The organism is Micromonospora sp. NPDC047740 (genome assembly GCF_043204735.1).
Lineage (GTDB): Bacteria > Actinomycetota > Actinomycetes > Mycobacteriales > Micromonosporaceae > Micromonospora.
The window spans coordinates 278,787-300,507 of record NZ_JBIDCT010000010.1 but is presented as its reverse complement, the minus strand read 5'-3'; the positions used below and the strand labels follow the sequence as shown (position 1 = coordinate 300,507).

The following is a 21,721-nucleotide window of genomic DNA, read 5'->3' as shown; positions in this document are numbered from 1 at the left end:
CTGCCGATCACCCCCGGCCGGCGCCGGCCGCGCTTCGGGACGCCCTGACCCTGACCGCCCGGCGGTTCGCCCCTCTCGCGGGCGGACGGAGATCGCATGTGGTTTAGTGCTCGGTGGAGGCGTTCAGGAGGCTGGTGCCCCTCCCGGTCTTCAAAACCGGTGTGGTCCGGGACCCGGGCCAGGCGGGTTCGATTCCCGTCCGTCTCCGCCAAGCAACCGTGCGGCTCCGCCTGCGCGAGGCAGGCCAGGGGGAGATGACGCGATGCGTGACGCCGACCCGCGGCGGCGGGTGCCACGTACCGACACGTTGCTGGCCGACCCCGGGCTGGCCGCCGCCGTCGACACCCTCGGCCGCGACCGGGTCAAGGCCGCCATCGTCCGGGCCCAGCAGCGCGCCCGCCGCGGCGAGATCACCCCCGACGAGGTACGCGACGCCGCGCTGGCCGACCTGCCCGCGCCCGCCCCCCGGGCGGTGCTGAACGCCACCGGCGTCGTGCTGCACACCAACCTCGGCCGGGCGCCGCTCTCCGCCCCGGCCGTGGCGGCCCTCGTCGCCGCCGCCGGGCACACCGACGTGGAACTGGACCTGCGCACCGGGCGGCGGGCCCGACGCGGCCGGGACGCCCTCGACGCGCTCGCCGCCGCCGTGCCCGACGCGCCCGCCGTGCACGTGGTCAACAACGGCGCCGCCGCGCTGGTGCTCGCCGCGACCGCCCTCGCCGCCGGCGCGGAGATCGTGGTCAGCCGGGGCGAACTGGTCGAGATCGGCGACGGCTTCCGCCTGCCGGACCTGCTGGCGAGCACCGGCGCCCGGCTGCGCGAGGTGGGCACCACCAACCGCACCACCCTCGCCGACTACGCCGCCGCGCTCGGCCCGGACACCGGGTTCGTGCTGAAGGTGCACCCGTCGAACTTCGTGGTCCGCGGCTTCACCTCGGCGGTGCCGGTGCGGGACCTGGCCACCCTGGGTGTGCCCGTGGTCGCCGACATCGGCTCCGGACTGCTCGCCCCGGACCCGTTGCTGCCCGACGAGCCCGACGCCGCCACCACCCTGCGCGCCGGCGCTCACCTGGTCACCGCCAGCGGCGACAAGCTGCTCGGCGGCCCGCAGGCCGGCCTGCTGCTCGGTGCCGCCGACCTGGTCGACCGGCTGCGCCGGCACCCGCTCGCCCGGGCACTGCGGGTGGACAAGCTCACCCTGGCCGCGCTCACCGCCACCCTGCACGCCCCGACCACCCCGACCCGGGCAGCGCTGCACGCCGACCCGGCCGCGCTCAGGCAGCGGGTGGAACGGCTGCGCGACCGGCTCGGCGAGGACGGGTGCAAGGCCGAGGTTGTGCCCAGCACCGCGGTGGTCGGCGGCGGAGGCGCGCCCGGCGTGGAGCTCGACTCGTGGGCGCTGAGCCTGCCCGAGCGGTACGCCCAGCCGCTGCGCACCGGCGAGCCGCCGATCCTCGGCCGGGTCCTGCACGGGCGGCTCCTGCTCGACCTGCGCTGCCTACCGGCCGACGCCGACCAGGCCGTCCGGGCGGCGATCCTGCGGGTGGGCGGCTGACATGTGGGTCGTCGCCACCGCCGGGCACGTCGACCACGGCAAGTCCACCCTGGTCCGGGCACTGACCGGGATGGAACCCGACCGGTGGGCGGAGGAACGCCGCCGAGGCATGACCATCGACCTCGGCTTCGCCTGGACCACCCTGCCCTCCGGCGGGACCATCGCCTTCGTCGACGTGCCCGGGCACGAGCGGTTCGTGCCGAACATGCTGGCTGGCGTCGGCCCGGTCCCGGCCGCACTGGTCGTCGTCGGCGCGGACGAGGGCTGGATGCCACAGTCGGCTGAGCACCTGGCCGCGCTGCACGCGCTCGGGGTGTCGTACGGGCTGCTGGCGGTGACCCGCGCGGACCTGGCCGACCCGGGCCCGGCGGTGGCCCGCGCCCGGGCGGAGATCGCCGCCACCTCCCTCGGCGAGGTGGAGGCGGTGGCCGTCAGCGGCGCCACCGGCGCGGGCCTGCCCGAGCTGCGGGCCGCCCTCGACCGGCTCGCCACCCGGCTGCCCGCCCCGGACCTGGGCGCCCCGGTGCGGCTCTGGGTGGACCGCTGCTTCACCATCCGGGGCAGCGGCACCGTGGTCACCGGCACCCTCGGCGGCGGCCGGCTGCACGTCGGCGACCAGCTCGAACTCGCCGCCACCGGCGAGCCGGTGCGGGTCCGCGGCCTGCACTCCCTCGGCGTCGCGCGGGACCGGATCGACGCGGTCGCCCGGGTGGCGGTGAACCTGCGCGGCGTGCCCCGCGAGCGGATCGCCCGCGGCGACGCGCTGCTCAGCCCCGGCCGGTTCCACCGCACCGACCTGCTGGACGTTCGGCTCGCCGGCGATCCGGCCGCCGACCTGCCGGCCACCCTCACCCTGCACGTCGGCTCCGCCGCCGTGCCGGCCCGGGTACGCCCGCTCGGCCCGGACACCGTGCGGCTGCGGCTGGCCCGGCCGCTGCCCCTGCTGATCGGGGACCGGGCGCTGCTGCGCGACCCCGGCCGGCACCACGTCGCCGGCGGGGTGACGGTGCTGGACGTCGCCCCGCCGCCGCTGCACCGGCGGGGCGCCGCCACCGCCCGGGCGGCGGTGCTGGCCGCGCTGGACGGCAGGCCCGACCTGGCCGGGGAGCTGCGCCGCCGGCGGCTGAGCCGGGCCGGTGAGCTGACCCGGATGGGGGTGGCGGTCACCGCCGCGCCGGTGGCCGGGGACTGGCTCGCCGACCCCGAGCACTGGCGGGCCCTGGCCGGACGCCTCGCCGAGGAGGTCACCCGGTACGGCCGGGCGCATCCCCTGGAGCCCGGCGTGCCCGTCGAGGTGCTGCGCCAGCGCCTCGACCTGCCCGACCGGGCGCTGGTCGCGGCGCTGCTGCGGCCACCGCTGCGGCTGCGGGCCGGCCGGGTCACCGCCGCGGCGGCCGACACGCTGCCCGATCCGGTCGCCCGCGCCGTCGACCGGGTCCGCACCGAGTACAGCGACCGCCCCTTCCAGGCCCCCGAGGCACACCGCCTGGCCGACCTCGGCCTCGGCCCACGGGAGATCGGCGCGGCGGTCCGGGCCGGAGCCCTGCTGCGGCTGGCCGACAACGTGGTGCTGCTGCCGGGCGCGCTCGACGACGCGGTCCGGATCCTGGCCCGGCTGCCGCAGCCGTTCACGCTCAGCGCCGCGCGGCAGGCCCTCGACACCACCCGCCGGGTGGCCGTGCCGCTGCTGGAGCTGCTGGACCGGCGCGGCGCCACCCGCCGGCTGCCCGACGACGCCCGCGAGGTGGTGGCACCGCCCGGCTGACCCTTGCCCCGGTGTGCGAGCGTGTGGCCATGATCATTCCATGGCTCGGCGCAGGCTTCGCCGATTCCCGCAGCCGCCGTCGACTGCTCCGGCGTGCCTTGGCCGTGGTGATGGCGCTGTGCTGGTTGGCCTGGGCCGCCCTCGCCTGGTGGACGGCGCCCCGCCAGGTCGGCCCCGAGCAGCTGGACCGGGACCTCGCGGCCGGCAGGATCGTCACCTTCGTCCGCGCCGACGGATGGGACCAGGAGGGCGGCTTCTGGGGGCGCCGGCCCGAACCGCGGTACGACAGCGAGGGCTGGATGATGATCTGGAGCCTGCCCGACGGCCGGGTTCGCTACGCCGACGTCGGTGGCCTGTCGATCGATGAGGAGCGGCCGGCCGACCACGAGGACGCGCGCCTTGCCCGGGTCGCCTCCAGCTGGCGCACCGACGGAGCGCCCGCCGACCGGCTCGCCGACGCGGCGACGCTGCTGGCCGGGGCGCTGGCGCTGACGTGGCTCGGGCTGCTCATCGCCGGCCCGGCACCGCAGGCCGGCAGCCGCTGCTTCTGGTTCTGGCTCGGGCTGCTGCCGTTCGGTGCAGGAGTGCTCGGCTGGCTGCTTCGCGAGCAGTGGCACGCCGAGCTGCCGGCGGGCCGGGACCGGCAGTCCGGCTGGGCCGGGTTCGGCTGGGCGCTGCTCGGGGGATTGGTGCTGTCGCTGGCGGTAATGGGATTGCGCGCACTGTTCGGCGGGATTGTCATACCCGGCGGGTGATCCCAAGCCGCTCCGTCAGCGCCGCGGGTCGCCTACGGTGACGCCATGGATCCTGCGGCGATCTGGCGGGACAAGCAGCACCGGTGGCGGATCGAGGCCTACCGGGCACCGGATCTGCGGTTCGCCATCTTCGCCACGAACGGCACCACCGAGTCCGCGCCGCTGTGGCTGTTCGGGATGAACGCGCTGGCCCGCTGGCTGATGACGCACAAGATCTCGCTGGACGACCTGGAGAAGGACTGACCGGCCGGCGCGGCACACCGGGCGGCGGGAGGGGGCGTGATGGCCGGACAACTCGTCCTGATCGTGGTCCTGGTGCTGATCAACGCGGCCCTGTCCGGTAGCGAGATGGCACTGGTCACGCTCCGGGAGGCGCAGCTGCGGCGGTTGGCTCGGGCGGGGCAGAGCGGGGCCCGGCTGGTTCGTCTGGCCCGCGAGCCGAACCGTTACCTGGCCACCGTCCAGCTCGGCATCACCCTGGCCGGCTTCCTCGCCTCGGCGGCAGCCGCGGTGTCGTTGACCCAGCCCCTGGTGGGGCCGTTGAGCTTCCTCGGCCGGGCGGCCCATCCGGTGGCCGTGCTGCTGGTGACCCTCGTACTGGCCTTCGTCACCCTGGTGGTGGGTGAACTCGCCCCGAAGCGGCTGGCCATGCAGTGGACGGAACGGTGGGCACTGCTGAGCGCGGGACCGCTGGACCTGCTGAGCCGGGTGTCCCGCCCGGCGGTGTGGCTGCTCAGCCGCTCCACCGACCTGCTGGTCCGGCTCGCCGGCGGCGACCCCCGGGCGCGTCGCACCGAGGTGACCGAGGAGGAGCTGCGGGAGATGCTGGTGAGCCAGCGCGGCCTGTCCGCCCAGCAGCGGGAGATCCTCGCCGGGGCGTTTGACATCGCCGGTCGGCGGCTGCGGGAGATCCTGGTGACCCGGCGCGACGTGACCTTCCTGCCGGCCGCGATCACGACGGCCGAGGGGATGCGCCGGCTCGCCGCGACCGGCCGCTCCCGCGCCCCGGTGGTCGGGCCGGGCGGCCTGGACGACGTGTGCGGCGTGGTGCACATCCGCGACCTGGTCGACGGCGACGGCGCCACCGTCGGCGCCCGGGCCCGCCCGTCGGTGCTGCTGCCGGGCACGCTGCCGGTGGCCGACGCGATCCGCCAGCTGCGCCAGCGCCACGAGCAGCTCGCCCTGGTCGTCGACGAGTACGGCGGCATCGACGGCCTGGTCACCATGGAGGACCTGCTCGAGGAGGTGGTCGGCGAGCTGTACGACGAGACCGACCTGGACGTGCGTGGCGTGCTCCGCGAGCCCGACGGCGGCCTGGTGATCCCGGGTGACTTTCCCCTGCACGACCTGCCCGACGTGGGGGTGCGGCTCACTTTCCCGCTGACCCACGAGTACACCACGGTCGCCGGGCTGGTGCTGGCCGGCCTGGGTCGGGTGCCCACCGGCCCAGGCGAGACGGTGCGGCTGCCCGGGCTGACCGTGGAGGTGGTCGAGGTGGCCGACCGGGCGGTGCGCCGGGTACGGCTGCGGGGCCCGGCCACCGGCTCCCGCCCCGACTGACCTGACCCGGACGGGGGACCTCCGGCGAAACGGACGAACTAGGCTCAACACGCCTGTACCGTGCGGAGCGTGAGGGACCGAAACCTGCGTACCTTCCTCGCGGTGCTCGCCGGGGTGGCGGTGATCTACTTCGGGGTCAGCGGCCACCGCAGCGGCGGCGGCGAGGGCGGCATCTCCGGCGGTCTGGTCCTGCTCGCCGTGGCCGCGTCGCTGCTGGTCTGGTACCTCACGAAGCCGGGCCCGGCCAAGTGACCCTCAGCGACCGGCGGCCGTGCGGCTGACCTCGCCGGCCGACTCCTGGCCGAGCGCCACCCGGACCAGCGCCGACGCGAGCCGCCCGAAGTCGGCGTCGCCGACCAGCCCGGCCAGCCGGCCCGGGTTCGCCGGCAGGCCGAGCCGCTTCGCGCCGGCGAGGGTCCGCCGGTCCGCGTACGGGCGCAGATCCGGCCACACCGCCTGCGCCTCGCGCAGGAAGATGTCCGCCCCGGTCGGCCCGATGCCGGGGAACTCGGTCAGCAGCCGCCGCAGCGCGTCGCGGTCGCCGTCGGCCTCCCGGTGCATGCGGCGCAGGTCCCCGTGCCACCGGTCCAGGCACAGCCGGGCGGCCCGGCCGAGCATGGTCGCGGTGCGCTCGTCGTAGCGGCGGTAGTGCCCCCGACCGAGCGCGTCCACCCGGTCCTGCCAGCTCGCCGCCTCCATCGCCTGCGGGGTCCGGTAACCCGCGCCGAACAGTTCGCGGGCCGCCGCAATCGCCACGCAGGCCCGGATCCGGGTGCTCAACAGGGTGGTGAGCACCAGCAGCTGGTAGAGCGGCGCGGGCCGGTCGGCGAGCGCGATCCCCGCCTCCTCCGCGTACGTGCGGGCCTGCCGGTCCAGCAGCACCCGCGCCACCTTCCGATCGTCTGGCATCCCGTCCGGGTACCCGCCCCGGCGGCAGACAGACCAGTGCGCTCGGCATCTCTGTGGGTGGTCCGTGCGGACCAGATGCGCCACGGAGGTGCGGAATGCGCCTGGGCGGCGGCGGGTACGCCGATCAGGTACGCGGCCCACGCCGTGTGCTCCCACTGGGAAGGAGAGACCTGTGGTCAAGCCGCAGCAGGAGGAACTCCGCCGCAACGACAAGGGCGCGACCAGCCAGGACAGCCGTGAGGGCCTTCAGGTGAGCGGGCATCCGCGCAACAAGGGCACGTCCAACGCGGACGTGGGGCGGCCGGTTCCGAAGGGACAGGTGTCGCCGTACGGTCCGGCCGGTCAGCCGGTGGCTGACGACGAGAGCGGCCGGCGGCGCTAACGGCGCCGCCGAGACGGCGGCCGCAGCCTCCGCCAGGTGGCTGCGGTCGCCATTCCGTACGCCAGGTGCGGCACGATGTCGGACAGCCAGTCCTTCGGCCGCCAGGTCCGGGGGTCGCTCACGCCGAGGGCGGCGATCGACCCGTCGGTGGTGGCCATCACCCCGCCGCCGAGCAGTCCCGCGGCGAGCGGCAGCGGGATGCGGCGACGGGCGGCGAGCACTCCGAACACGGCGCCGGCGGCGATGCCGGTGCCGTAGCCGAGGACGGCCCCGAGCCCGGACCGGCGGTTCGCCGCCTTCTCCTCGGGCCCGAGGTCGATGTGCGCGGCGTGGGCCATCCGCCCGGCGGTCTCGTCCGGGGTGCTGCTCGACGGGCGGGCCCGAACCACCATGTCCAAAAACGTGACGACGTTCAACGTGGCGGTGCCGACGGCGCCCGCGATGGCGCCGTCGACCACGGGTGCCGCCCTCACTTCGGGTCGCCCGGTTCGCGCTCACCCTTGGGGCCGAACGTCCGTTCTCCCCGGACGATGCCCCGCTGGCCGCGGTCGTCCTGGAGGATCCGGTTCGCCACCTGGTTCGCCTCCTGGTCGGCGGCCCGCCCGGAATTCTCGATCAGATCGCGTAGCCGCGCCCGCTCCTTGTCGTACGCGTTGCTGCCCGGCCGTGGTCCTGGCATCGCTGCCTCCTCCGGTGTGGGTACCCGCACCGTCTACCCGCCGACAGCGGCGCCAACCGTTCAGCCGGGGGAGCGGACCACCGCGACTGGGCAGTCGGCGTGGTGCAGCACGCCCTGGCTCACCGACCCCAGCAGCAGCCCGCTCAGCTCGCCCCGGCCCTGCCCACCGACGACCATCAGCTGGGCGTCGCGGGCGGCCTCGGTGAGCACGGCGACCGGCCGGCCGTGCACCGCTTCCCGGGTCACCGGCACCCCCGGGTGGCGCTCGGCCAGCCCGGTGAGCGACCGGGCGAGGACCTGGTCCTCCTCGTCGTGCAGCCGGTTCTCCTGGTAGACCAGCGGCTGCATGTCGCCGGGACCGGTGGAGACCGGATGCGTGTAGGCGAGCACGGCGTGCAGCGAGGCGCCGCGCAGCGCCGCCTCCTCGGCGGCGAACTCGACGGCGGCCCGGGACGGCGGGGAGCCGTCGACCCCGACCACCACCGCCCCTGCTGGCCGCTGCGCGCCGCGGGCCACCAGCACCGGGCAGTCGGCGTGTGCGGCGACCTGGACGGCCACTGAGCCGACCACCAGGGCGGCGAATCCGCCGAGGCCGCGGTCGCCGAGCACGAGCATCGTGGCGCTGGGGGTCTCACCGAGCAGCACCGCGGAGGCCTCGCCGTCGATGATCTCGCCGGAGACCCGTACCCCGGGCGCTGCCGCCTCCGCCTCGGCGACGGCCGCGGCGACCAGCTGCTCCGCCTGGTGCCGCAGCCCGCCGCCGGGCGGCGCCCCGGCGGGCGGGGTCACCGGTACGCGCAGCAGCGGCCAGATGAACGCGTGCACGACCCGCAGCGGCCGGTGCCGTCGGGCGGCCTCGGCCGCGGCCAGCCGGACGGCCCGCCGCGCCGGCTCCGAGCCGTCGACGCCGACCACCACCGCCGCGCCGTTCGCCGAGTTCACCGCTGCACCTCCTGGCCGCCGGACGCCCGCGGCCAGTATCGCGGCCGGTTGTGCGTCGCCGGGGCGATACCGAAGGAGCCGACCCCTGGGTACGCTGTCGACCACCGCCCGAGGAAGGGAGCCTCGTCGATGGCCGAGCCCGACCAGCCGAGCACTGCCCGCATGATCGACTTTTGGCTCGGCGGCGAGCACCACTTTCCGGTGGACGTGGCCGCGGCCCGCGCCTTCGAGGGGGCGTACGGGCCCTGCGCGGAGATCTTCCGCTCGTTGCGGGACTTCCTCGGCCGGGCGGTCCGGTCGATCGCCGGCGCCGGGGTGGACGGGTTCCTGGTCTTCGGCGCCGGCGTGCCGACCCGCGGCAACGTGCACGAGGTCGCCCCGGACGCCACCGTGCTCTACACCGACGTCGACCCGGTGACCATCCGCCTCGGCCAGCGCCTGCTCGCCGACAGCGACCGCGCCGGGTACGGCTTCGGCGACGCCACCGACATCGGCACCATTGACCCGGCCCAGCTGCACCGCTTCGTGCCCGGGGGGGGACGCCGGCCGGTCGGCGTGGTCTTCCTCGGGCTGGCCGCGTTCCTGGACGACGCCACCCTGGCCCGCACCCTCGACGAGCTGTACGAGGCGGTCGCGCCGGGCAGCTTCCTGGCGATCGACTTCGACAGCGAGGAGTTGGCCGGGCATCCGGAGGCGCTGGCCATGATGGGTCCGGCGTTCCGGATGCGACCGCCGGCCGGGTTCGCGCCGCTGCTCGGCCGCTGGCAGCCCACGGTGGACGGCATCGTGCCGGTCGCCGAGTGGCGTCCGGCGGGTGCGCCCGCTCCGGTGCCGGACGCCTTCTACGGCGCGGTGGCCGCCAAGCCCGGCGGTTGACCGCGGGCGTTTCCGGCCCTCTGGTCTGTCCCGGACCTGCCACCGTCGACCCGCTGGCGAGCCGGCGGGGAACCGGGGCGGCCGGCCGTGCAGCGCCCTCCGTATGATGCTTGCTCCGCAGCAATAGTCGCCTTCGGAGGATGAGCATGCCGGATGCGCCCGGACAGGTGTCGCGTGCCCTGCGCGCGGCGCCGCCCGACCAGTTGGCGGAGGAGGCCGACCGGGCGATCCGCCTGGCGCTGGACGCGTCGCGGACCGAGGTGTTCATCGCCGACTACGGGTTCAGCGGCCTCTGGCCGGTGCTCGACCCGGACCTGCCGGACGGCGGCTTTCTCGCCTGCCAGGGCGTGGCGCAGCGCTGTTTCAGCAGTCAACAGCCGGTGTTGGACAGCGGCGAGGGCGGTCGCTGCCGGGTCTACCTGCCGCTGTCGGTGTGGGGTGAGCGGCTCGGGGTGCTGATGCTGGAGCTGCCGGTGAACCCGGACGCGGCGGTGGTGGAGGTGGCCCGGGACGTCGCTGGCGACCTGGCGGTGGCGCTGCGGGCCGCGGACCGGGGGACCGACCGGTATCGGCGGGCCCGCCGGCGGGAACGGCTCAGCATGGCGGCGGAGATGCAGTGGGACCTGCTGCCCGGGCGCAGCGTCACGCACGGCGACTTCGTGCTGGCCGGGCAGCTCGAACCGGCGTACACCGTGGGCGGCGACCACTTCGACTGGTCGGTCGACAGCGACCGGCTCACCGTCTCGGTGCTCAACGGTGCCGGCAGCGGCCTGGCCGCGTCGCTGCTGACCACGGTGACCGTCAACGCGATGCGCAACGCCCGGCGCTCGGGCGGAAGCCTGGTGGAGCAGGCCGAGCTGGCCTCGGACACCATCTTCTACCAGCAGCGGGGGAGCCGGCACGTGGCCACGCTGTTGCTGGAGCTGGACACCCGGCGGGGCGTGGTCCGGGCGGTCGACGCGGGTTCGCCGCACGTGCTGCGGCTGCGCGGCGGCGCCGTCTCCCCGGTTCCGCTGGAGCAGCAGTTGCCGCTCGGCATGTTCGCCGAGACGCGGTACGAGGTGCAGGAGTTCACGGTCGAGCCGGGGGACCGGCTCTTCGTGGTCAGCGACGGCGTGTACGCGGCACAGCCGGACGGGCAGGAGCCGTACGGGGAACGGGCCATGGCGCGATCGATGCGGTCCACTCGGTTGCAGCCAGCGGCCGAAGCAGTTGGTACGGTGATGCGCGAACTGCACGCGTACCACGCCGACGCGGATCTCCGTGACGACGCGGTGATCGTCTGCCTGGACTGGCGCGGTTCCAGCCCTCCGGACGACGCCGACGGGCAGTGACCAGACCGGCGGGGCGAACATCGCAGGGGACATCGGGTGGAGCGATCTCCGAATCTTGCCGCGGCCATCGATGCGGCTGCCGAGGCGCTCATCGGTGTGCTCGACTCCGCGGCCCCCCGGCACACCGTGAGCGTCTCGCCGACCCAGCTCCGCGTGCTGTCGCTGATCATGGCCCATCCGGACACCAACGTGAACCGGCTGGCCGAGCTGCTGGACGTCGTACCGTCCTCGGCCAGCCGGCTCTGTGACCGGCTGGAGGCGGTCGGCCTACTGCGCCGGGTGGCCGATCCCCGCGACCGGCGCGAGGTGCGGCTGATCCCCACCGCCGCGGCCGAGAGCCTGTTGCGGGACCTGAAGGAGCGGCGCCACAGCGCGGTCCAGGCGGTGCTGGACCGGATGCCCCACCGGGTCCAGCACGAACTGCTGGTGGCCCTGATCGCGTTCAGCCAGGCGGCGGCGCTCGGCGCCCAGCAGGCGGCTGCCGACTCCACCGCCCGCACGGCCTGACTCCGGCGCTCGCCCACGCAGCACACGATTTCGGCCTGCGTTCCGCCTTTCGACTAGTGTCCTAGGATGCCCTACGGGTGGTGCGCCGCCACACAGAAGACAGACACGGCCACCCCGACCGAAAGCGGGCCCCGGGCACGCCGGAGCGGCCCGATATAGTGGCAGCGCAACTGGCCGGCCCGCGATCGACACGACCGCGGGCCGCATCGGGGAGGTCCCAGCCCGGGATCACAGAGGGCGCCGGCACTGACCGGCCGGCAACGCGCACGTCCGAAGGAGCGGCCGATCGTGGTCGGTCCCGGGCCGTGCTGCGAAGGGAGGGTTCGGTGTCGCGTCGGCCGGCTCCATCGGAGCATCCGGCTCCCGGCGGTGCGACGGCGGTGGTGGTCGACCGTGTCCTCACCCTGCCGAACGTGATCAGCTTCGTCCGGCTCGTCGGCGTGCCGCTGTTCCTCTACCTCTTCCTCGTGGTCCGGGCCGACGTCGCGGCGATCGTTGTGCTGGCGATCGGCGGCACCAGCGACTGGGTGGACGGCTGGATCGCCCGCCGGCTGCACCAGGTCAGCCGGCTGGGGGAGCTGCTCGACCCGCTCGCCGACCGGCTCTACATCCTGGCCACGCTGCTGGCGTTCACCGCGCGCGAGGTGGTGCCGTGGCAGTTCACCGCAGCGCTGCTGGCGCGCGAGCTGCTCCTGCTGGGGTCGCTCGGGGTGCTGCGCCGCTACGGTTACGGCCCACCGCCGGTGCATTACGTCGGCAAGACGGCGACGTTCCTGCTGCTGGCCGCGTTCCCGACCCTGCTGTTGGCCGCCGCCGCGCCGAGCATCGCCACGGCGGCCGGGGCGATCGGCTGGGGCCTGGCCTGGTGGGGTCTGGTGCTCTACTGGGTGGCCGGGGGCATGTACGTGGTGCAGGCCAGCCGCCTGGTCCGCGAGATGCGGGCGCGGCGCGCGGGAGCGGCGGCATGAGCCTGGCGCCGCGGGAGCGGGCCGGGGACCCGTCGGCGCGGTCGTACGCCCCGGACTTCCTCACCGAGCTGTTCCGTAACCCGCTCGATCCCGGGTACGCCGACGCGGCGGCGCGGCGCCGGGAGGGGCCGACGTCGCGGTTGCGGCGGCTGCTGGCCCGTCCGGTCAGCCTGGTGGTGCTCGTGGTGATCGGGTTTCTGTTCGCGGTGGCGTACCGGGAGACGATCGCGGAGCAGCCGAGCCGGGCGAAGGCGCGGGCCGGGCTGATCGCCGAGATCAAGCAGCGGGAGGCCGAGACGGACCGGTTGACCGAGCGGGCGGACCAGCTGCGCGAGGAGGTCGGCCGGCAGCGGGACGCGGCGTTGAGTGGTTCGCAGGCGTCCCGGTTGCGCAACCTGGAGGCGGGTACGGGCCTGGGCCGGGTGCGCGGTGACGGTGTGGTGGTGCGGTTGGCCGACGCTGCGGCGGACAAGGACGCGGTGACCGGTGCGGACGCCGGTCCGTCCCGGGTGTTGTACTCGGACCTGCAGAAGGTGGCGAACGCGTTGTGGGCGGCGGGCGCGGAGGCGGTCGCGGTCAACGGGCAGCGGCTGACGGCCACGTCGACGATCCGTTCTGCGGGTGAGGCGATCCTGGTCGACTACCGCCCGGTGACGAGCCCGTACGAGGTGACGGCGATCGGTCCGGGGTCGATGCGGGACAAGTTCGACGGCAGCCGGGCGGCGGACTTGATGCGCGACGTGGCGCGGACCACCGGGTTGTCGTTCGGTGTGAAGGACGTTGACGACCTCACGCTGCCGGCCGCGCCGCAGCCGCGGCTAATCTACGCCGAGCCCTCGGTGAGTCCGAGCCCGTCTCCGTCGGGTTCGGGTGTCGCCGGTTCGACCAGTCCGGGGCCGTCCGGTTCGCGGACGTCTCCCAGCCCCTCCGGAGGTGGCCGATGATCGCGGTGCTGGCGTTGTTCGCCGGTGTGCTGCTCGGGGTGTATCTGGACCCCACCGTGCCGGCGGCGTTGCAGCCGTATCTGCCGATCGCCGTGGTGGCCGCGCTGGACGCGGTGTTCGGTGGCGTACGGGCGAAGCTGGACCGGATCTTCGACGACAAGCAGTTCGTGGTGTCGTTCATCTCGAACGTGTTGGTGGCGGGGGTGATCGTGTACCTGGGTGACCAGTTGGGTGTGGGCGGTCAGTTGTCCACCGGTGTGGTGGTCGTGCTCGGGGTGCGCATCTTCGGGAACGTGGCGGCGATCCGTCGGCACTTGTTCCGGGCGTAGGTTGTGGTGATGAGCGAGGAGCACCGGGAGACGGGCACGGGTTGGCCGGAGCCGGAGAAGCCGGCGCGGCCGTCGGGTCCGGCGAGTGAGCCGGATCCGCGCCCGGACGCGCCGGATCCGGACGAGTTGAGCCCGTTGGCGCCGTCGGAGCGGGAGGCGGAGGACCCGCCGGCGGGTGACGCGCCGGACGGGTCGGCGACGGCGACGGCGAAGTCGGTGTCGCGGCGGTTGACGTCGGCGGGGGCGATGATCGCGGTGCTGCTGGCGTTGCTGGGGTTCACCCTGGTGGTGCAGTTGAAGACGACGTCGACGGATCCGACGCTGGCGGCGACGCGGGAGGAGGACCTGGTCCGGATCTCGTCGGATCTGGATTCGCGGGAGCGGCGGCTGCGGCAGGACATCGCGGCGTTGGAGGAGAGCCAGCGGCAGTTGCGCTCGGGTGAGCAGGGTCGGGCGGCGGCGTTGGAGGAGGCGACGCGGCGGGCGGACGAGCTGGGCATCCTGGCGGGTACGTTGCCGGCGGTGGGGCCGGGTCTGTCGGTGCGGTTCGAGGGTGGCGAGAAGGCGTTGGCGTCGACGCGGATTCTGGACGCGGTGCAGGAGTTGCGGGGTGCGGGCGCGGAGGCCATGCAGATCGCCGGGGCGGATGGGACGGCGGTGCGGATCATCGCGTCGACCTATTTCGTGGACGGGCAGGGTGGTGGCCTGGTGGTGGACGGGCGGCGGTTGAGCGGTCCGTACACGGTCCTGGTGATCGGTGATCCGGCGACGATGCGTACCGCGTTGAACATTCCCGGCGGGGTGGTCGCATCGGTGACGGATGCCAGCGGTAACGTGATCGTTGAGGATCGTGAGGCTGTGGAGGTTTCGCAGTTGCACGCGCCGATCAAGCTGGAACACGCCCGGCCGGTTTCCTGACCGGTCGGGGCCGCGCCGGTTTTCCCCCCGGTGCACCGATGATGAAGGACGCAGCTGGTGATTCCTGAGGATCTGCGGTACACCGCCGAGCACGAGTGGGTGGCGGGTGGTGACGGCGGTGCCGTCCGGGTCGGTATCACGCACTTCGCTCAGGACGCTCTGGGTGACATCGTGTTCGTCCAGTTGCCGGACGAGGGTGCGGTGGTGGCGGCGGGTGAGTCGCTGGGTGAGATCGAGTCGACCAAGAGTGTGTCGGAGATCTACGCGCCGGTGAGTGGCACGGTGTCGGCGCGCAACGAGGCGTTGACCGACACGCCTGAGGTGATCAACACGGACCCGTACGGTGCGGGGTGGTTGGTGGAGATCACCGCGGATGATCCGGCGGTGGTCGAGGGTTTGTTGACCGCTGCTGCGTACCGCGAGCTCACTGAGAGCTGATTGTCGTTGCGGGCGGCGGGGTTGGTTCTCCGCGCGTCCGGTTGCCCTGATTTTCGGCGCTGGCTAGGCTCGCCCAGTCGACCGAAAAGCCGATAGTTGAGCGTTGTGGAATGCGCCTTCCCGGGCACGGGGAGCCAGCCGCCGGGTGTGTGACTGCCCGGCGGCCAGACCCGCCATTACCCCGACGCCGACCGAACAGATCCGTGAGGTGGTCCCCATGACGCGCCCAGGCGACGAGTTCCCCCCGCTCGACGTCACTTCTACGCTCAATCTCGGTTCGCTCGACGAAGTGCTGGAGGGTCCGGACACCGATGTGGTGCCGAGCCGGATGTCCGGTTCGTTGCCGCCGGGGATGGCGCTGCTGGTGGTTCGTCGCGGTCCGAATGCGGGTGCCCGGTTCTTGTTGGATCACGATGTGACGACGAGTGGGCGGCACCCGGACAGTGACATTTTCCTCGATGACGTGACGGTGTCGCGGCGGCACGCCGAGTTTCACCGGGACGGTGGCACGTTCACGGTGCGGGACGTGGGCAGTTTGAACGGCACGTACGTGAATCGGGAGCGGGTCGAGGCGGCCACGTTGAGCAATGGTGACGAGGTGCAGATCGGTAAGTTCCGGGTGGTGTTCATCGCCGGTCCGCGTCCGGAGGAGGAGGCCGGCCGGGGGTGAACGGGCCTGCGGCTTCGACGCCGTCCGGGGCGGCGCGTGCCACACCGCTGATGAGTATCGGTGAGGTGTTGGCGCAGTTGCGGGCGGAGTTCCCGGACGTCACCATCTCGAAGTTGCGGTTTCTGGAGGCCGAGGGCCTGGTGGAGCCGCAGCGGACGCCGGCGGGGTATCGGAAGTACAGCTGGGACGATGTGGCGCGGTTGCGGTTCGTGTTGACCGCGCAGCGGGACCAGTATCTGCCGTTGCGGGTGATCCGTGATCAGTTGGCGGAGTGGGACGCGTCGGGTGCGGCGCCGGGGCGGCAGCGGCCGGCGTTGGTGGCGGTCGGTCCCGGTGGTGAGGTGCCGGGTCGGGACGGGGCGGAGCCCGCCGAGTCGTCGGAAGTGCGGCTGGGGCGGGCGGATCTGATCTCCCGTAGTGGTGTCGACGAGTCGACGCTGGCCGAGTTGGAGCGGCTCGGTGTGCTGGTGTCGGATCCGCCGGGTTGGTACGACGCGGATGCGTTGATCATCGCGCGGGCGGTGGCGGGGTTGGCGGCGTACGGGTTGGAGCCGCGGCATCTGCGGGGGTACCGGACGGCGGCGGATCGGGAGGTCGGTCTGTTCGCGCAGTTGGTGGCGCCGTTGGCGCGGCAGAGTGATCCGGCGGCGCGGGCGCGGGCGGCGGAGACGGCACGGGAGTTGGTGGCGTTGTCGCAGCAGTTGCACGCGGCGTTGGTGCGGGTGGGGCTGCGGTCGACGTTGGGTCGATGAGGTGTGGGGCCGGGTGTCGTGGGGGCGCCCGGCCTCTGCTGTCGGTGGGCGCGGAAAGATCTGGCTCGGGAAGCGTGTCGTAGGCTTGCCGGGGTAACCCGTTCTGGCGAGGCGTGGTGCACGTAGCGCACGGGACTCTCGTGTCGCGGTCCGTGTACCGTGCAGGGAAGGGCGCGGTGCGGGCGTAGGTGACAACGACACGGAGGCGGCGGTGCGCGAGCTGAGCGTGGTCGGAGTTCGGGTGGAGCTGCCCAGCAACCAGCCGATCGTCCTGCTGCGGGAGGTCGAGGGGGACCGCTATCTGCCGATCTGGATCGGCGCGGTCGAGGCGACGGCGATCGCCTACGAGCAGCAGGGGGTCAAGCCGGCGCGGCCGTTGACGCATGATCTTTTGCGGGACGTGTTGGCGGCGTTGCAGGCGCCGTTGCGGGCGGTGGAGATCACCGAGTTGAAGGAGAACGTCTTCTACGCCGATCTGTTGATCGGTGACGGGGTGCGGGTGTCGGCGCGGCCGAGTGACTCCATCGCGTTGGCGTTGCGGGTGGGGGCTCCGATTCGTTGTGCGGAGCAGGTCCTCAGTGAGGCGGGGATCGTGATCCCGGACGAGCAGGAGGACGAGGTGGAGAAGTTCCGGGAGTTCCTGGAGCAGGTGCGGCCGGAGGATTTCGCGGGCTGACTGGTGGTCGGCCCGGGTGGGTTCGGTGGCCGGGCGTACTGGTGTCACGGTGGGTGAGCGTCGCTTGCTGTGGGTGATCTTCCTGGTGGTTGCGCGGCGTGTCGCGGTGGTTCGTGCGTGGTAACTCCTTGGTGCGGCGATAGGGTTGCGGTGTCGAGGGGTGCACGTGCGCGGAGAGGCGGCGTGTCACCGCACGGGCGGGGAGGTTGTCCGGATGCACGAGCCGCGAGATCCTGGTCCGGGTATGGAGCAGCAGGCGGGTGTGGCGCCCGCGCCGGGCGGTGACGGCGAGGTGGGCTACCGGGGCGTGACGGCCTGTCACGCGGTGGGCATCAGTTACCGGCAGTTGGACTACTGGGCTCGTACGGGCCTGGTGGTGCCGAGCGTGCGGGACGCGTCGGGGTCGGGGACGTCCCGGTTGTACTCCTTCCGCGACCTGGTGGTGTTGAAGGTCGTGAAGCGGCTGTTGGACGCCGGGGTGTCGTTGCAGAACATCCGTAGGGCGATCGAGGCGTTGCGGTCGCGTGGGGTGGAGGACCTGGCGGGCATCACGTTGATCTCCGATGGGACGTCGGTGTACGAGTGCCGGTCGCCGGAGGAGGTGGTCGACCTGTTGCAGGGCGGCCAGGGGGTGTTCGGCATCGCGATCGGTGGCGCGTTCAAGGAAATCCAGGGGTCGTTGTCGACGCTGCCGGCGGAGCCGGCGGATTCGTCGGGTCGTGCTGGCGAGGAGTCGGCGGAGTCGCCGTCGACGGAGTCGGTGGGTGACGAGTTGGCGGCACGTCGGGCGCGTCGTCGGGCGGGCTGAGCTGGCGGTCCGTCGGCGGGGGTTCCGTCGGGGCCGGTGTGTGGAATCGCGTCGTGGCTGGAGCCCGACGCGATTCTTTATTGCGCTGCGTGTCGGGCCGGCTGGTGGTTGGCCGGGCTGGTCCGATGGGTGGGACCGGTGGCCCGGCGCGACGGGGTGCCGTGCCGGATGACGTCTACGGTGATCACAGCCCGTCGTCGGCCGGGCGCGGCGGTAGCTGGTCGGCGCGGTCCAGGGTGGAGGGTGTCACGTGGACAGGTCCACCGCCGGTGACGCACTGACACTGTCGGGTGGGCCCGACGATGAAACGTCCTTCCGGCTGATGACGACGCTGGCCGGTCGGCGGTTGTCAAAAATCTGATAGGCCGGCCGTGCCTTTATCCGGATGGCGCGCTAAGGTCCCACACGGTCGCGCTGGCACTGAACGTTACGGCACCTCCCGCCAGCCGACCGGTTGCCCCTCCGCGCCGAGTCGCGCGGCCTTTCACCCTGGAAGGAACGACCGTGACGGTTATTGAAGAGACCGCGCCGTCCCACTACGAGCGGATTGGCGGCGCCAGTTCGGTCAAGGCGGCGGTGGCCCTGTTCTACGACAAGGTGCTCGCCGACCCGGAGCTGGCCGGCTACTTCACCGAGCTCAACATGGCCGAGCAGCGGCGGCACCTCGCGTTGATGCTCACCGTGGTGCTCGGCGGACCGAACGAGTACGAGGGCCGTGAGCTGGCCGAGGTGCACCAGCCGTTGAACATTCCGGTGGCGCACTACGTCAAGGTCGGTGAGCACCTGACGGCGACGCTGACGGAGCTGGGCGTGCCGGGCGACATCATCGGCTACGTGCAGGTCGTCCTGGAGAAGGTGCAGGACCAGGTGGTGGCCCAGGGACGCGGAACGGGCGTCTGAGTGTGGATGCGGCACGACTGAAGCAGAGTTGGTCCCTGGTCGCCGCGCACGGCGACCAGGTGCCGCTCTATTTCTATTCCATGTTGTTCCTGTCCCATCCGGAGACCCGGCAGATGTTCCCCACGAACATGGCCGGGCAGCGGGATCGGCTGGTGACCGCGTTGGGGCACATCGTGTCCCACGTGGACCAGGTCGACAGCCTGGTCGGGTTCCTGCAGGATCTCGGCGCCGACCACCGCAAGTTCGCGGTGCGCCCGGAGCACTACCCGGCGGTCGGTGAAGCGCTGGTCGCGACGTTGCAGCATTTCCTCGGCGAGGCGTGGACCGACGAGCTGGCGCAGGACTGGACGGCCGCGTACGGGCTGGTGTCGCAGGTGATGATCGACGCGGCGCAGGCGGCCGAGGCGGTGAACCCGCCGTGGTGGGTGGCCGAGGTTCTCGGGCATGAGCGGCGGGCGTTCGATCTGGCGGTGCTGACGCTGCGCCCGCAGTACCTGCTGCCGTTCGCGCCGGGCCAGTCGATCGGGGTGTCCCATCCGGCGGTGCGGGCGTGGCGGTACTACTCGCCGGCGAACGCGCCCCGGGCGGACGGCACGCTGGAGCTGCACGTGCGCGCGGCGCCGGGCGGCGCGGTGTCGTCGCGGCTGGTGTACGGGTGCGCGGTGGGTGACCAGGTCCACCTGGCCGCCCCGGTGGGGGACCGGTTGACGCTGTGGCCGGCCGGCACCTCCGATCTGCTGCTGCTGGGCAGCGGCACCGGCTGGGCCCCGCTGAAGTCCCTGGTGGAGCAGGTCGCGGCGGAGGGGTCTCGGCGCCGGGTCGATCTGTATGTGGGAGCCCGGTCGCCTGGCGAGTTCTACGACAACGAGGCGATCGAGAAGCTGGTGGCGTCGTATCCGTGGTTGGCGGTCACCTACGTGGTGGGTACGGACCTTCAGCGGCCGGGGGAGTTCGGGCACGTGGTGGACCGGGCGCTGGCCGACGGGGACTGGCGGTCCCGGCACGTGTACATCTGCGGCTCGGACGAGATGGTCCATCATTCGGTGACGACGTTGACCAGGGCGGGCTACCACCAGGGTCAGCTTCACCATGAGGGTTTCGGCAAGCACTGGTACGGGCCGACGTGGCGGACCGCGACCGCCTCTGACGATTCCGGAGGTGTCCGGTGAGCGCGAGGAGTGAGCTTGCGAGGCCCGCAGTCGCGAACGAAAGGGGCGCCCGGTGAGCGCAACCCCGATCAGCAGGTATGACGGGGGCCAGGTCTCCAGCGTGCAGGTCCGGTTGACCTCGGACCGGGTGCGGCGGTGGGAGTTCGGCGCGGCGTCGTTCACCCGCCGTGGGTACGAGCCCACGGACGTGGACCGGTTCCGGATGCAGGTGGCCGATGAGCTGGATGTGCTGGCGACGCAGGTGGCGAACCTGCGGGCGGAGAACGAGCGGCTCAACGACCATCTGGAGCTGCACCGGCACGGGGTGATCCCGAGTACGGGGGCGAAGCTGCCCGCGGCGAAGGAGGTCAACCTGCTGTCGGCGGCGCAGCGGGAGGCCGAGCAGATCATCGCGCAGGCGCACGACTACGCCCAGCGGGTGGCCGAGTACGCGCGGATGCAGTACGAGAGCTACATGCGGGCGGCGGCGGAGGAGGCGAAGCAGGAGGCCGAGCGGGCGGTGGCGGACTACCGCAGCAACGCCGGCGCGAGCTTCGACGACTCCGTGGCGACGCGGGAGGCGCTGCGGATCTTCGGCGAGATGATGATCTCGCACATGCAGGCGGCGGCCCGGCACCTCGACGACGGCAGTGAGCAGCTGGCGCGGACCATGGAGCGGATCGCCGCGGAGGTCACCGGGGTTCCGGCGGTCGCCGGCGCTGCGCCGGTCGGCGGCCAGGTGGGCACCGCGCCGGTGGGCGGCGGCCGGGTGCGGGTGGCGTTGCCGCCCCGCCACCAGCAGCGCTGATCCCCGGGGTCGGCCCGCCCGCCGGTGGGCCGACCCGGGACCGCCGCGACGATGCCACCTGGTCGGCTACCGGGGTGAGCCGCACCGCCTGCCGGCCCTCGGCCGCGGGCGGGTCCCGCCGGTGGGGGTCGTCGCCTGGGCGGGTGAGGGCGGTCACCCGGTGGGAGCCGGGGCGGCGGCTGAGGCAGCATGGACGGGTGACGGAGATCGACGTGTTGGCCGGGCTGGTGGGCGCCGGTGACGTCGTGGTGCTCAGCGGCGCCGGGTTGTCCACCGAGTCGGGCATCCCGGACTACCGGGGGCCCAGCGGCGCCGCCCGCCGGCACACCCCGATGACGTACCAGGCGTTCACCGGGGACCCGGACGCGCGGCGGCGGTACTGGGCGCGCAGCCACCTGGGGTGGCGGCTGATCGCGCGGGCCGTCCCGAACGCCGGGCACCGGGCGGTGGCCCGGTTGCAGCACGCGGGCCTGGTCGGCGGGATCATCACCCAGAACGTGGACGGGCTGCACACCGCCGCCGGCAGCAGCGGGGTGGTCGAGCTGCACGGCCGTCTCGACGAGGTGATCTGCCTGGACTGCGGCAACCTGACCTCCCGGGAGGAACTGGACCGGCGGCTGCGGGAGGCGAACCCGGGCTTCGCCGCGCAGGTCGCCCACGTCAACCCCGACGGTGACGTCGACCTGCCCGACGGGGCGGTGGCCGGGTTCCGCACCCTCGACTGCGGTGTCTGCGGCACCGGCATGCTGAAACCGGACGTGGTGTTCTTCGGCGAGACCGTGCCGGCATCCCGGGTCGCCGACTGTTTCGCCCTGGTCGAGCGGGCTCGGGCGCTGCTGGTGCTCGGCTCGTCGTTGACGGTGATGTCCGGGCGGCGGTTCGTGATCCGGGCGGCGAAGCTGGGCATCCCGGTGGCCATCGTCAACCAGGGGCCGACCCGCGGCGACGGGCACGCCACCGTGCGGGTGGACCGGCCGCTGGGTGAGGTGCTGCCCGCGCTGGCCGACCGGATCGGGGCGCCCGCCGTGAGCGGCGTCGCCGGGGAGCCGGCCGCGGTGTAGGGCGGCCGGCAGGGTCGGAGATGAGCCGGAAACCCGG

27 protein-coding genes and 1 tRNA gene are annotated in these 21,721 nt (G+C 73.3%); 24 read left to right on the top strand and 4 right to left on the bottom strand.

The features are described from left to right. The first annotated feature begins 115 nt into the window (after window positions 1-115). From ACGF4F_RS20955 to ACGF4F_RS20925, 7 genes are all read left to right on the top strand, one after another. Window positions 116-211, top strand: a tRNA-Sec gene (locus tag ACGF4F_RS20955). 51 nt (window positions 212-262) lie between these two features. Further along, on the top strand, window positions 263-1,555 hold the full coding sequence (gene selA, locus ACGF4F_RS20950) for an L-seryl-tRNA(Sec) selenium transferase (protein WP_393079314.1): 1,293 nt from the start codon (window positions 263-265) through the stop codon (window positions 1,553-1,555). A gap of 1 nt (window position 1,556) precedes the next feature. Continuing rightward, a complete protein-coding gene (gene selB / locus ACGF4F_RS20945; RefSeq protein WP_357438554.1) occupies window positions 1,557-3,320 on the top strand; it encodes a selenocysteine-specific translation elongation factor in 1,764 nt (587 codons plus the stop codon). A 29-nt stretch (window positions 3,321-3,349) separates the two neighbouring features. Continuing rightward, entirely contained in the window at window positions 3,350-4,075 is a 726-nt protein-coding gene (locus ACGF4F_RS20940; protein ID WP_357438557.1) for a hypothetical protein, read from the top strand. A gap of 45 nt (window positions 4,076-4,120) precedes the next feature. After that, window positions 4,121-4,318: a hypothetical protein gene (locus tag ACGF4F_RS20935; RefSeq protein ID WP_073833287.1), complete on the top strand. Its 198-nt coding sequence runs from the start codon at window positions 4,121-4,123 to the stop codon at window positions 4,316-4,318. A gap of 39 nt (window positions 4,319-4,357) precedes the next feature. Continuing rightward, window positions 4,358-5,635, top strand: coding sequence for a hemolysin family protein (locus ACGF4F_RS20930; RefSeq protein WP_357438560.1), 1,278 nt, complete (start codon window positions 4,358-4,360; stop codon window positions 5,633-5,635). 69 nt (window positions 5,636-5,704) lie between these two features. Beyond that, window positions 5,705-5,887: a hypothetical protein gene (locus ACGF4F_RS20925; protein ID WP_073833285.1), complete on the top strand. Its 183-nt coding sequence runs from the start codon at window positions 5,705-5,707 to the stop codon at window positions 5,885-5,887. 3 nt (window positions 5,888-5,890) lie between these two features. Here the strand turns inward: ACGF4F_RS20925 and ACGF4F_RS20920 are convergent, their stop codons facing one another. Continuing rightward, a complete protein-coding gene (locus tag ACGF4F_RS20920; protein WP_357438563.1) occupies window positions 5,891-6,544 on the bottom strand; it encodes a hypothetical protein in 654 nt (217 codons plus the stop codon). A 172-nt stretch (window positions 6,545-6,716) separates the two neighbouring features. Between ACGF4F_RS20920 and ACGF4F_RS20915 the strand changes: the two genes are divergently transcribed. Further along, window positions 6,717-6,926, top strand: coding sequence for a hypothetical protein (locus ACGF4F_RS20915; protein ID WP_073833196.1), 210 nt, complete (start codon window positions 6,717-6,719; stop codon window positions 6,924-6,926). Here the strand turns inward: ACGF4F_RS20915 and ACGF4F_RS20910 are convergent. The 3 genes from ACGF4F_RS20910 to ACGF4F_RS20900 are packed head-to-tail and all read right to left on the bottom strand — an operon-like array spanning window position 6,923 to window position 8,547. After that, entirely contained in the window at window positions 6,923-7,399 is a 477-nt protein-coding gene (locus ACGF4F_RS20910; RefSeq protein ID WP_357438566.1) for a hypothetical protein, read from the bottom strand. The genes ACGF4F_RS20915 and ACGF4F_RS20910 overlap by 4 nt on opposite strands. Continuing rightward, window positions 7,396-7,605, bottom strand: a complete 210-nt coding sequence (locus ACGF4F_RS20905) for a phosphatidylethanolamine-binding protein (protein WP_073833194.1) — start codon at window positions 7,603-7,605, stop codon at window positions 7,396-7,398. The genes ACGF4F_RS20910 and ACGF4F_RS20905 overlap by 4 nt, the downstream gene beginning before the upstream one ends. Window positions 7,606-7,665: 60 nt before the next feature. Then, complete coding sequence (locus tag ACGF4F_RS20900; RefSeq protein ID WP_393079309.1) at window positions 7,666-8,547, bottom strand: universal stress protein; 882 nt, start codon at window positions 8,545-8,547, stop codon at window positions 7,666-7,668. A gap of 129 nt (window positions 8,548-8,676) precedes the next feature. Between ACGF4F_RS20900 and ACGF4F_RS20895 the strand changes: the two genes are divergently transcribed. The 16 genes from ACGF4F_RS20895 (at window position 8,677) to ACGF4F_RS20820 (ending at window position 21,684) form a co-directional block, all read left to right on the top strand. Continuing rightward, window positions 8,677-9,423, top strand: a complete 747-nt coding sequence (locus ACGF4F_RS20895) for an SAM-dependent methyltransferase (RefSeq protein WP_393079306.1) — start codon at window positions 8,677-8,679, stop codon at window positions 9,421-9,423. A gap of 146 nt (window positions 9,424-9,569) precedes the next feature. Then, window positions 9,570-10,757, top strand: coding sequence for a PP2C family protein-serine/threonine phosphatase (locus ACGF4F_RS20890; RefSeq protein ID WP_357439249.1), 1,188 nt, complete (start codon window positions 9,570-9,572; stop codon window positions 10,755-10,757). Window positions 10,758-10,793: 36 nt separating this feature from the next. Continuing rightward, complete coding sequence (locus ACGF4F_RS20885) at window positions 10,794-11,264, top strand: MarR family winged helix-turn-helix transcriptional regulator (protein WP_393079303.1); 471 nt, start codon at window positions 10,794-10,796, stop codon at window positions 11,262-11,264. 326 nt (window positions 11,265-11,590) lie between these two features. Beyond that, on the top strand, window positions 11,591-12,232 hold the full coding sequence (locus ACGF4F_RS20880) for a CDP-alcohol phosphatidyltransferase family protein (RefSeq protein WP_073833187.1): 642 nt from the start codon (window positions 11,591-11,593) through the stop codon (window positions 12,230-12,232). Further along, window positions 12,229-13,176: a DUF881 domain-containing protein gene (locus ACGF4F_RS20875; protein ID WP_357438577.1), complete on the top strand. Its 948-nt coding sequence runs from the start codon at window positions 12,229-12,231 to the stop codon at window positions 13,174-13,176. Before ACGF4F_RS20880 ends, ACGF4F_RS20875 begins: the two co-directional genes overlap by 4 nt. Next, a complete protein-coding gene (locus ACGF4F_RS20870) occupies window positions 13,173-13,505 on the top strand; it encodes a small basic family protein (protein WP_073833183.1) in 333 nt (110 codons plus the stop codon). Before ACGF4F_RS20875 ends, ACGF4F_RS20870 begins: the two co-directional genes overlap by 4 nt. A gap of 6 nt (window positions 13,506-13,511) precedes the next feature. Then, the gene (locus tag ACGF4F_RS20865; protein WP_393079299.1) at window positions 13,512-14,423 is read left to right on the top strand and encodes a DUF881 domain-containing protein; all 912 of its coding nucleotides are present in this window, start codon (window positions 13,512-13,514) and stop codon (window positions 14,421-14,423) included. A gap of 57 nt (window positions 14,424-14,480) precedes the next feature. Beyond that, window positions 14,481-14,861, top strand: a complete 381-nt coding sequence (gene gcvH / locus ACGF4F_RS20860; protein ID WP_357438583.1) for a glycine cleavage system protein GcvH — start codon at window positions 14,481-14,483, stop codon at window positions 14,859-14,861. Between the two features lie 217 nt (window positions 14,862-15,078). Next, the gene (locus ACGF4F_RS20855) at window positions 15,079-15,531 is read left to right on the top strand and encodes an FHA domain-containing protein (RefSeq protein WP_088962138.1); all 453 of its coding nucleotides are present in this window, start codon (window positions 15,079-15,081) and stop codon (window positions 15,529-15,531) included. 50 nt (window positions 15,532-15,581) lie between these two features. Further along, window positions 15,582-16,283 carry a MerR family transcriptional regulator gene (locus tag ACGF4F_RS20850; protein WP_357438586.1) on the top strand — a complete coding sequence of 234 codons (702 nt, stop codon included), beginning with the start codon at window positions 15,582-15,584 and terminating at the stop codon, window positions 16,281-16,283. 211 nt (window positions 16,284-16,494) lie between these two features. Then, a complete protein-coding gene (locus ACGF4F_RS20845) occupies window positions 16,495-16,959 on the top strand; it encodes a bifunctional nuclease family protein (protein WP_073833177.1) in 465 nt (154 codons plus the stop codon). Between the two features lie 214 nt (window positions 16,960-17,173). Then, a complete protein-coding gene (locus ACGF4F_RS20840) occupies window positions 17,174-17,767 on the top strand; it encodes a MerR family transcriptional regulator (protein ID WP_393079294.1) in 594 nt (197 codons plus the stop codon). Between the two features lie 504 nt (window positions 17,768-18,271). After that, window positions 18,272-18,667: a group 1 truncated hemoglobin gene (locus tag ACGF4F_RS20835; RefSeq protein ID WP_073833173.1), complete on the top strand. Its 396-nt coding sequence runs from the start codon at window positions 18,272-18,274 to the stop codon at window positions 18,665-18,667. A gap of 2 nt (window positions 18,668-18,669) precedes the next feature. After that, window positions 18,670-19,836 carry a globin domain-containing protein gene (locus ACGF4F_RS20830; protein WP_357438589.1) on the top strand — a complete coding sequence of 389 codons (1,167 nt, stop codon included), beginning with the start codon at window positions 18,670-18,672 and terminating at the stop codon, window positions 19,834-19,836. A gap of 52 nt (window positions 19,837-19,888) precedes the next feature. Further along, window positions 19,889-20,623: a DivIVA domain-containing protein gene (locus tag ACGF4F_RS20825; RefSeq protein ID WP_393079290.1), complete on the top strand. Its 735-nt coding sequence runs from the start codon at window positions 19,889-19,891 to the stop codon at window positions 20,621-20,623. Between the two features lie 197 nt (window positions 20,624-20,820). Further along, window positions 20,821-21,684 (top strand): NAD-dependent protein deacetylase, encoded by an 864-nt coding sequence (locus ACGF4F_RS20820; RefSeq protein ID WP_393079288.1) that lies wholly within the window; start codon window positions 20,821-20,823, stop codon window positions 21,682-21,684. Window positions 21,685-21,721 lie beyond the last annotated feature (37 nt).

Excerpts from the sequence above, each read along its gene's own strand:
- ACGF4F_RS20920 (WP_357438563.1), bottom strand. The coding sequence starts at position 6,544 with ATGCCAGACGATCGGAAGGTGGCGCGGGTGCTGCTGGACCGGCAGGCC.
- ACGF4F_RS20870 (WP_073833183.1), top strand. The coding sequence starts at position 13,173 with ATGATCGCGGTGCTGGCGTTGTTCGCCGGTGTGCTGCTCGGGGTGTAT.
- selA (WP_393079314.1), top strand. The coding sequence starts at position 263 with ATGCGTGACGCCGACCCGCGGCGGCGGGTGCCACGTACCGACACGTTG.
- selB (WP_357438554.1), top strand. The coding sequence starts at position 1,557 with ATGTGGGTCGTCGCCACCGCCGGGCACGTCGACCACGGCAAGTCCACC.
- ACGF4F_RS20850 (WP_357438586.1), top strand. The coding sequence starts at position 15,582 with ATGAGTATCGGTGAGGTGTTGGCGCAGTTGCGGGCGGAGTTCCCGGAC.
- ACGF4F_RS20875 (WP_357438577.1), top strand. The coding sequence starts at position 12,229 with ATGAGCCTGGCGCCGCGGGAGCGGGCCGGGGACCCGTCGGCGCGGTCG.
- ACGF4F_RS20930 (WP_357438560.1), top strand. The coding sequence starts at position 4,358 with ATGGCCGGACAACTCGTCCTGATCGTGGTCCTGGTGCTGATCAACGCG.
- ACGF4F_RS20895 (WP_393079306.1), top strand. The coding sequence starts at position 8,677 with ATGGCCGAGCCCGACCAGCCGAGCACTGCCCGCATGATCGACTTTTGG.
- ACGF4F_RS20940 (WP_357438557.1), top strand. The coding sequence starts at position 3,350 with ATGATCATTCCATGGCTCGGCGCAGGCTTCGCCGATTCCCGCAGCCGC.
- ACGF4F_RS20855 (WP_088962138.1), top strand. The coding sequence starts at position 15,079 with ATGACGCGCCCAGGCGACGAGTTCCCCCCGCTCGACGTCACTTCTACG.
- ACGF4F_RS20935 (WP_073833287.1), top strand. The coding sequence starts at position 4,121 with ATGGATCCTGCGGCGATCTGGCGGGACAAGCAGCACCGGTGGCGGATC.
- ACGF4F_RS20890 (WP_357439249.1), top strand. The coding sequence starts at position 9,570 with ATGCCGGATGCGCCCGGACAGGTGTCGCGTGCCCTGCGCGCGGCGCCG.
- ACGF4F_RS20905 (WP_073833194.1), bottom strand. The coding sequence starts at position 7,605 with ATGCCAGGACCACGGCCGGGCAGCAACGCGTACGACAAGGAGCGGGCG.
- ACGF4F_RS20840 (WP_393079294.1), top strand. The coding sequence starts at position 17,174 with ATGCACGAGCCGCGAGATCCTGGTCCGGGTATGGAGCAGCAGGCGGGT.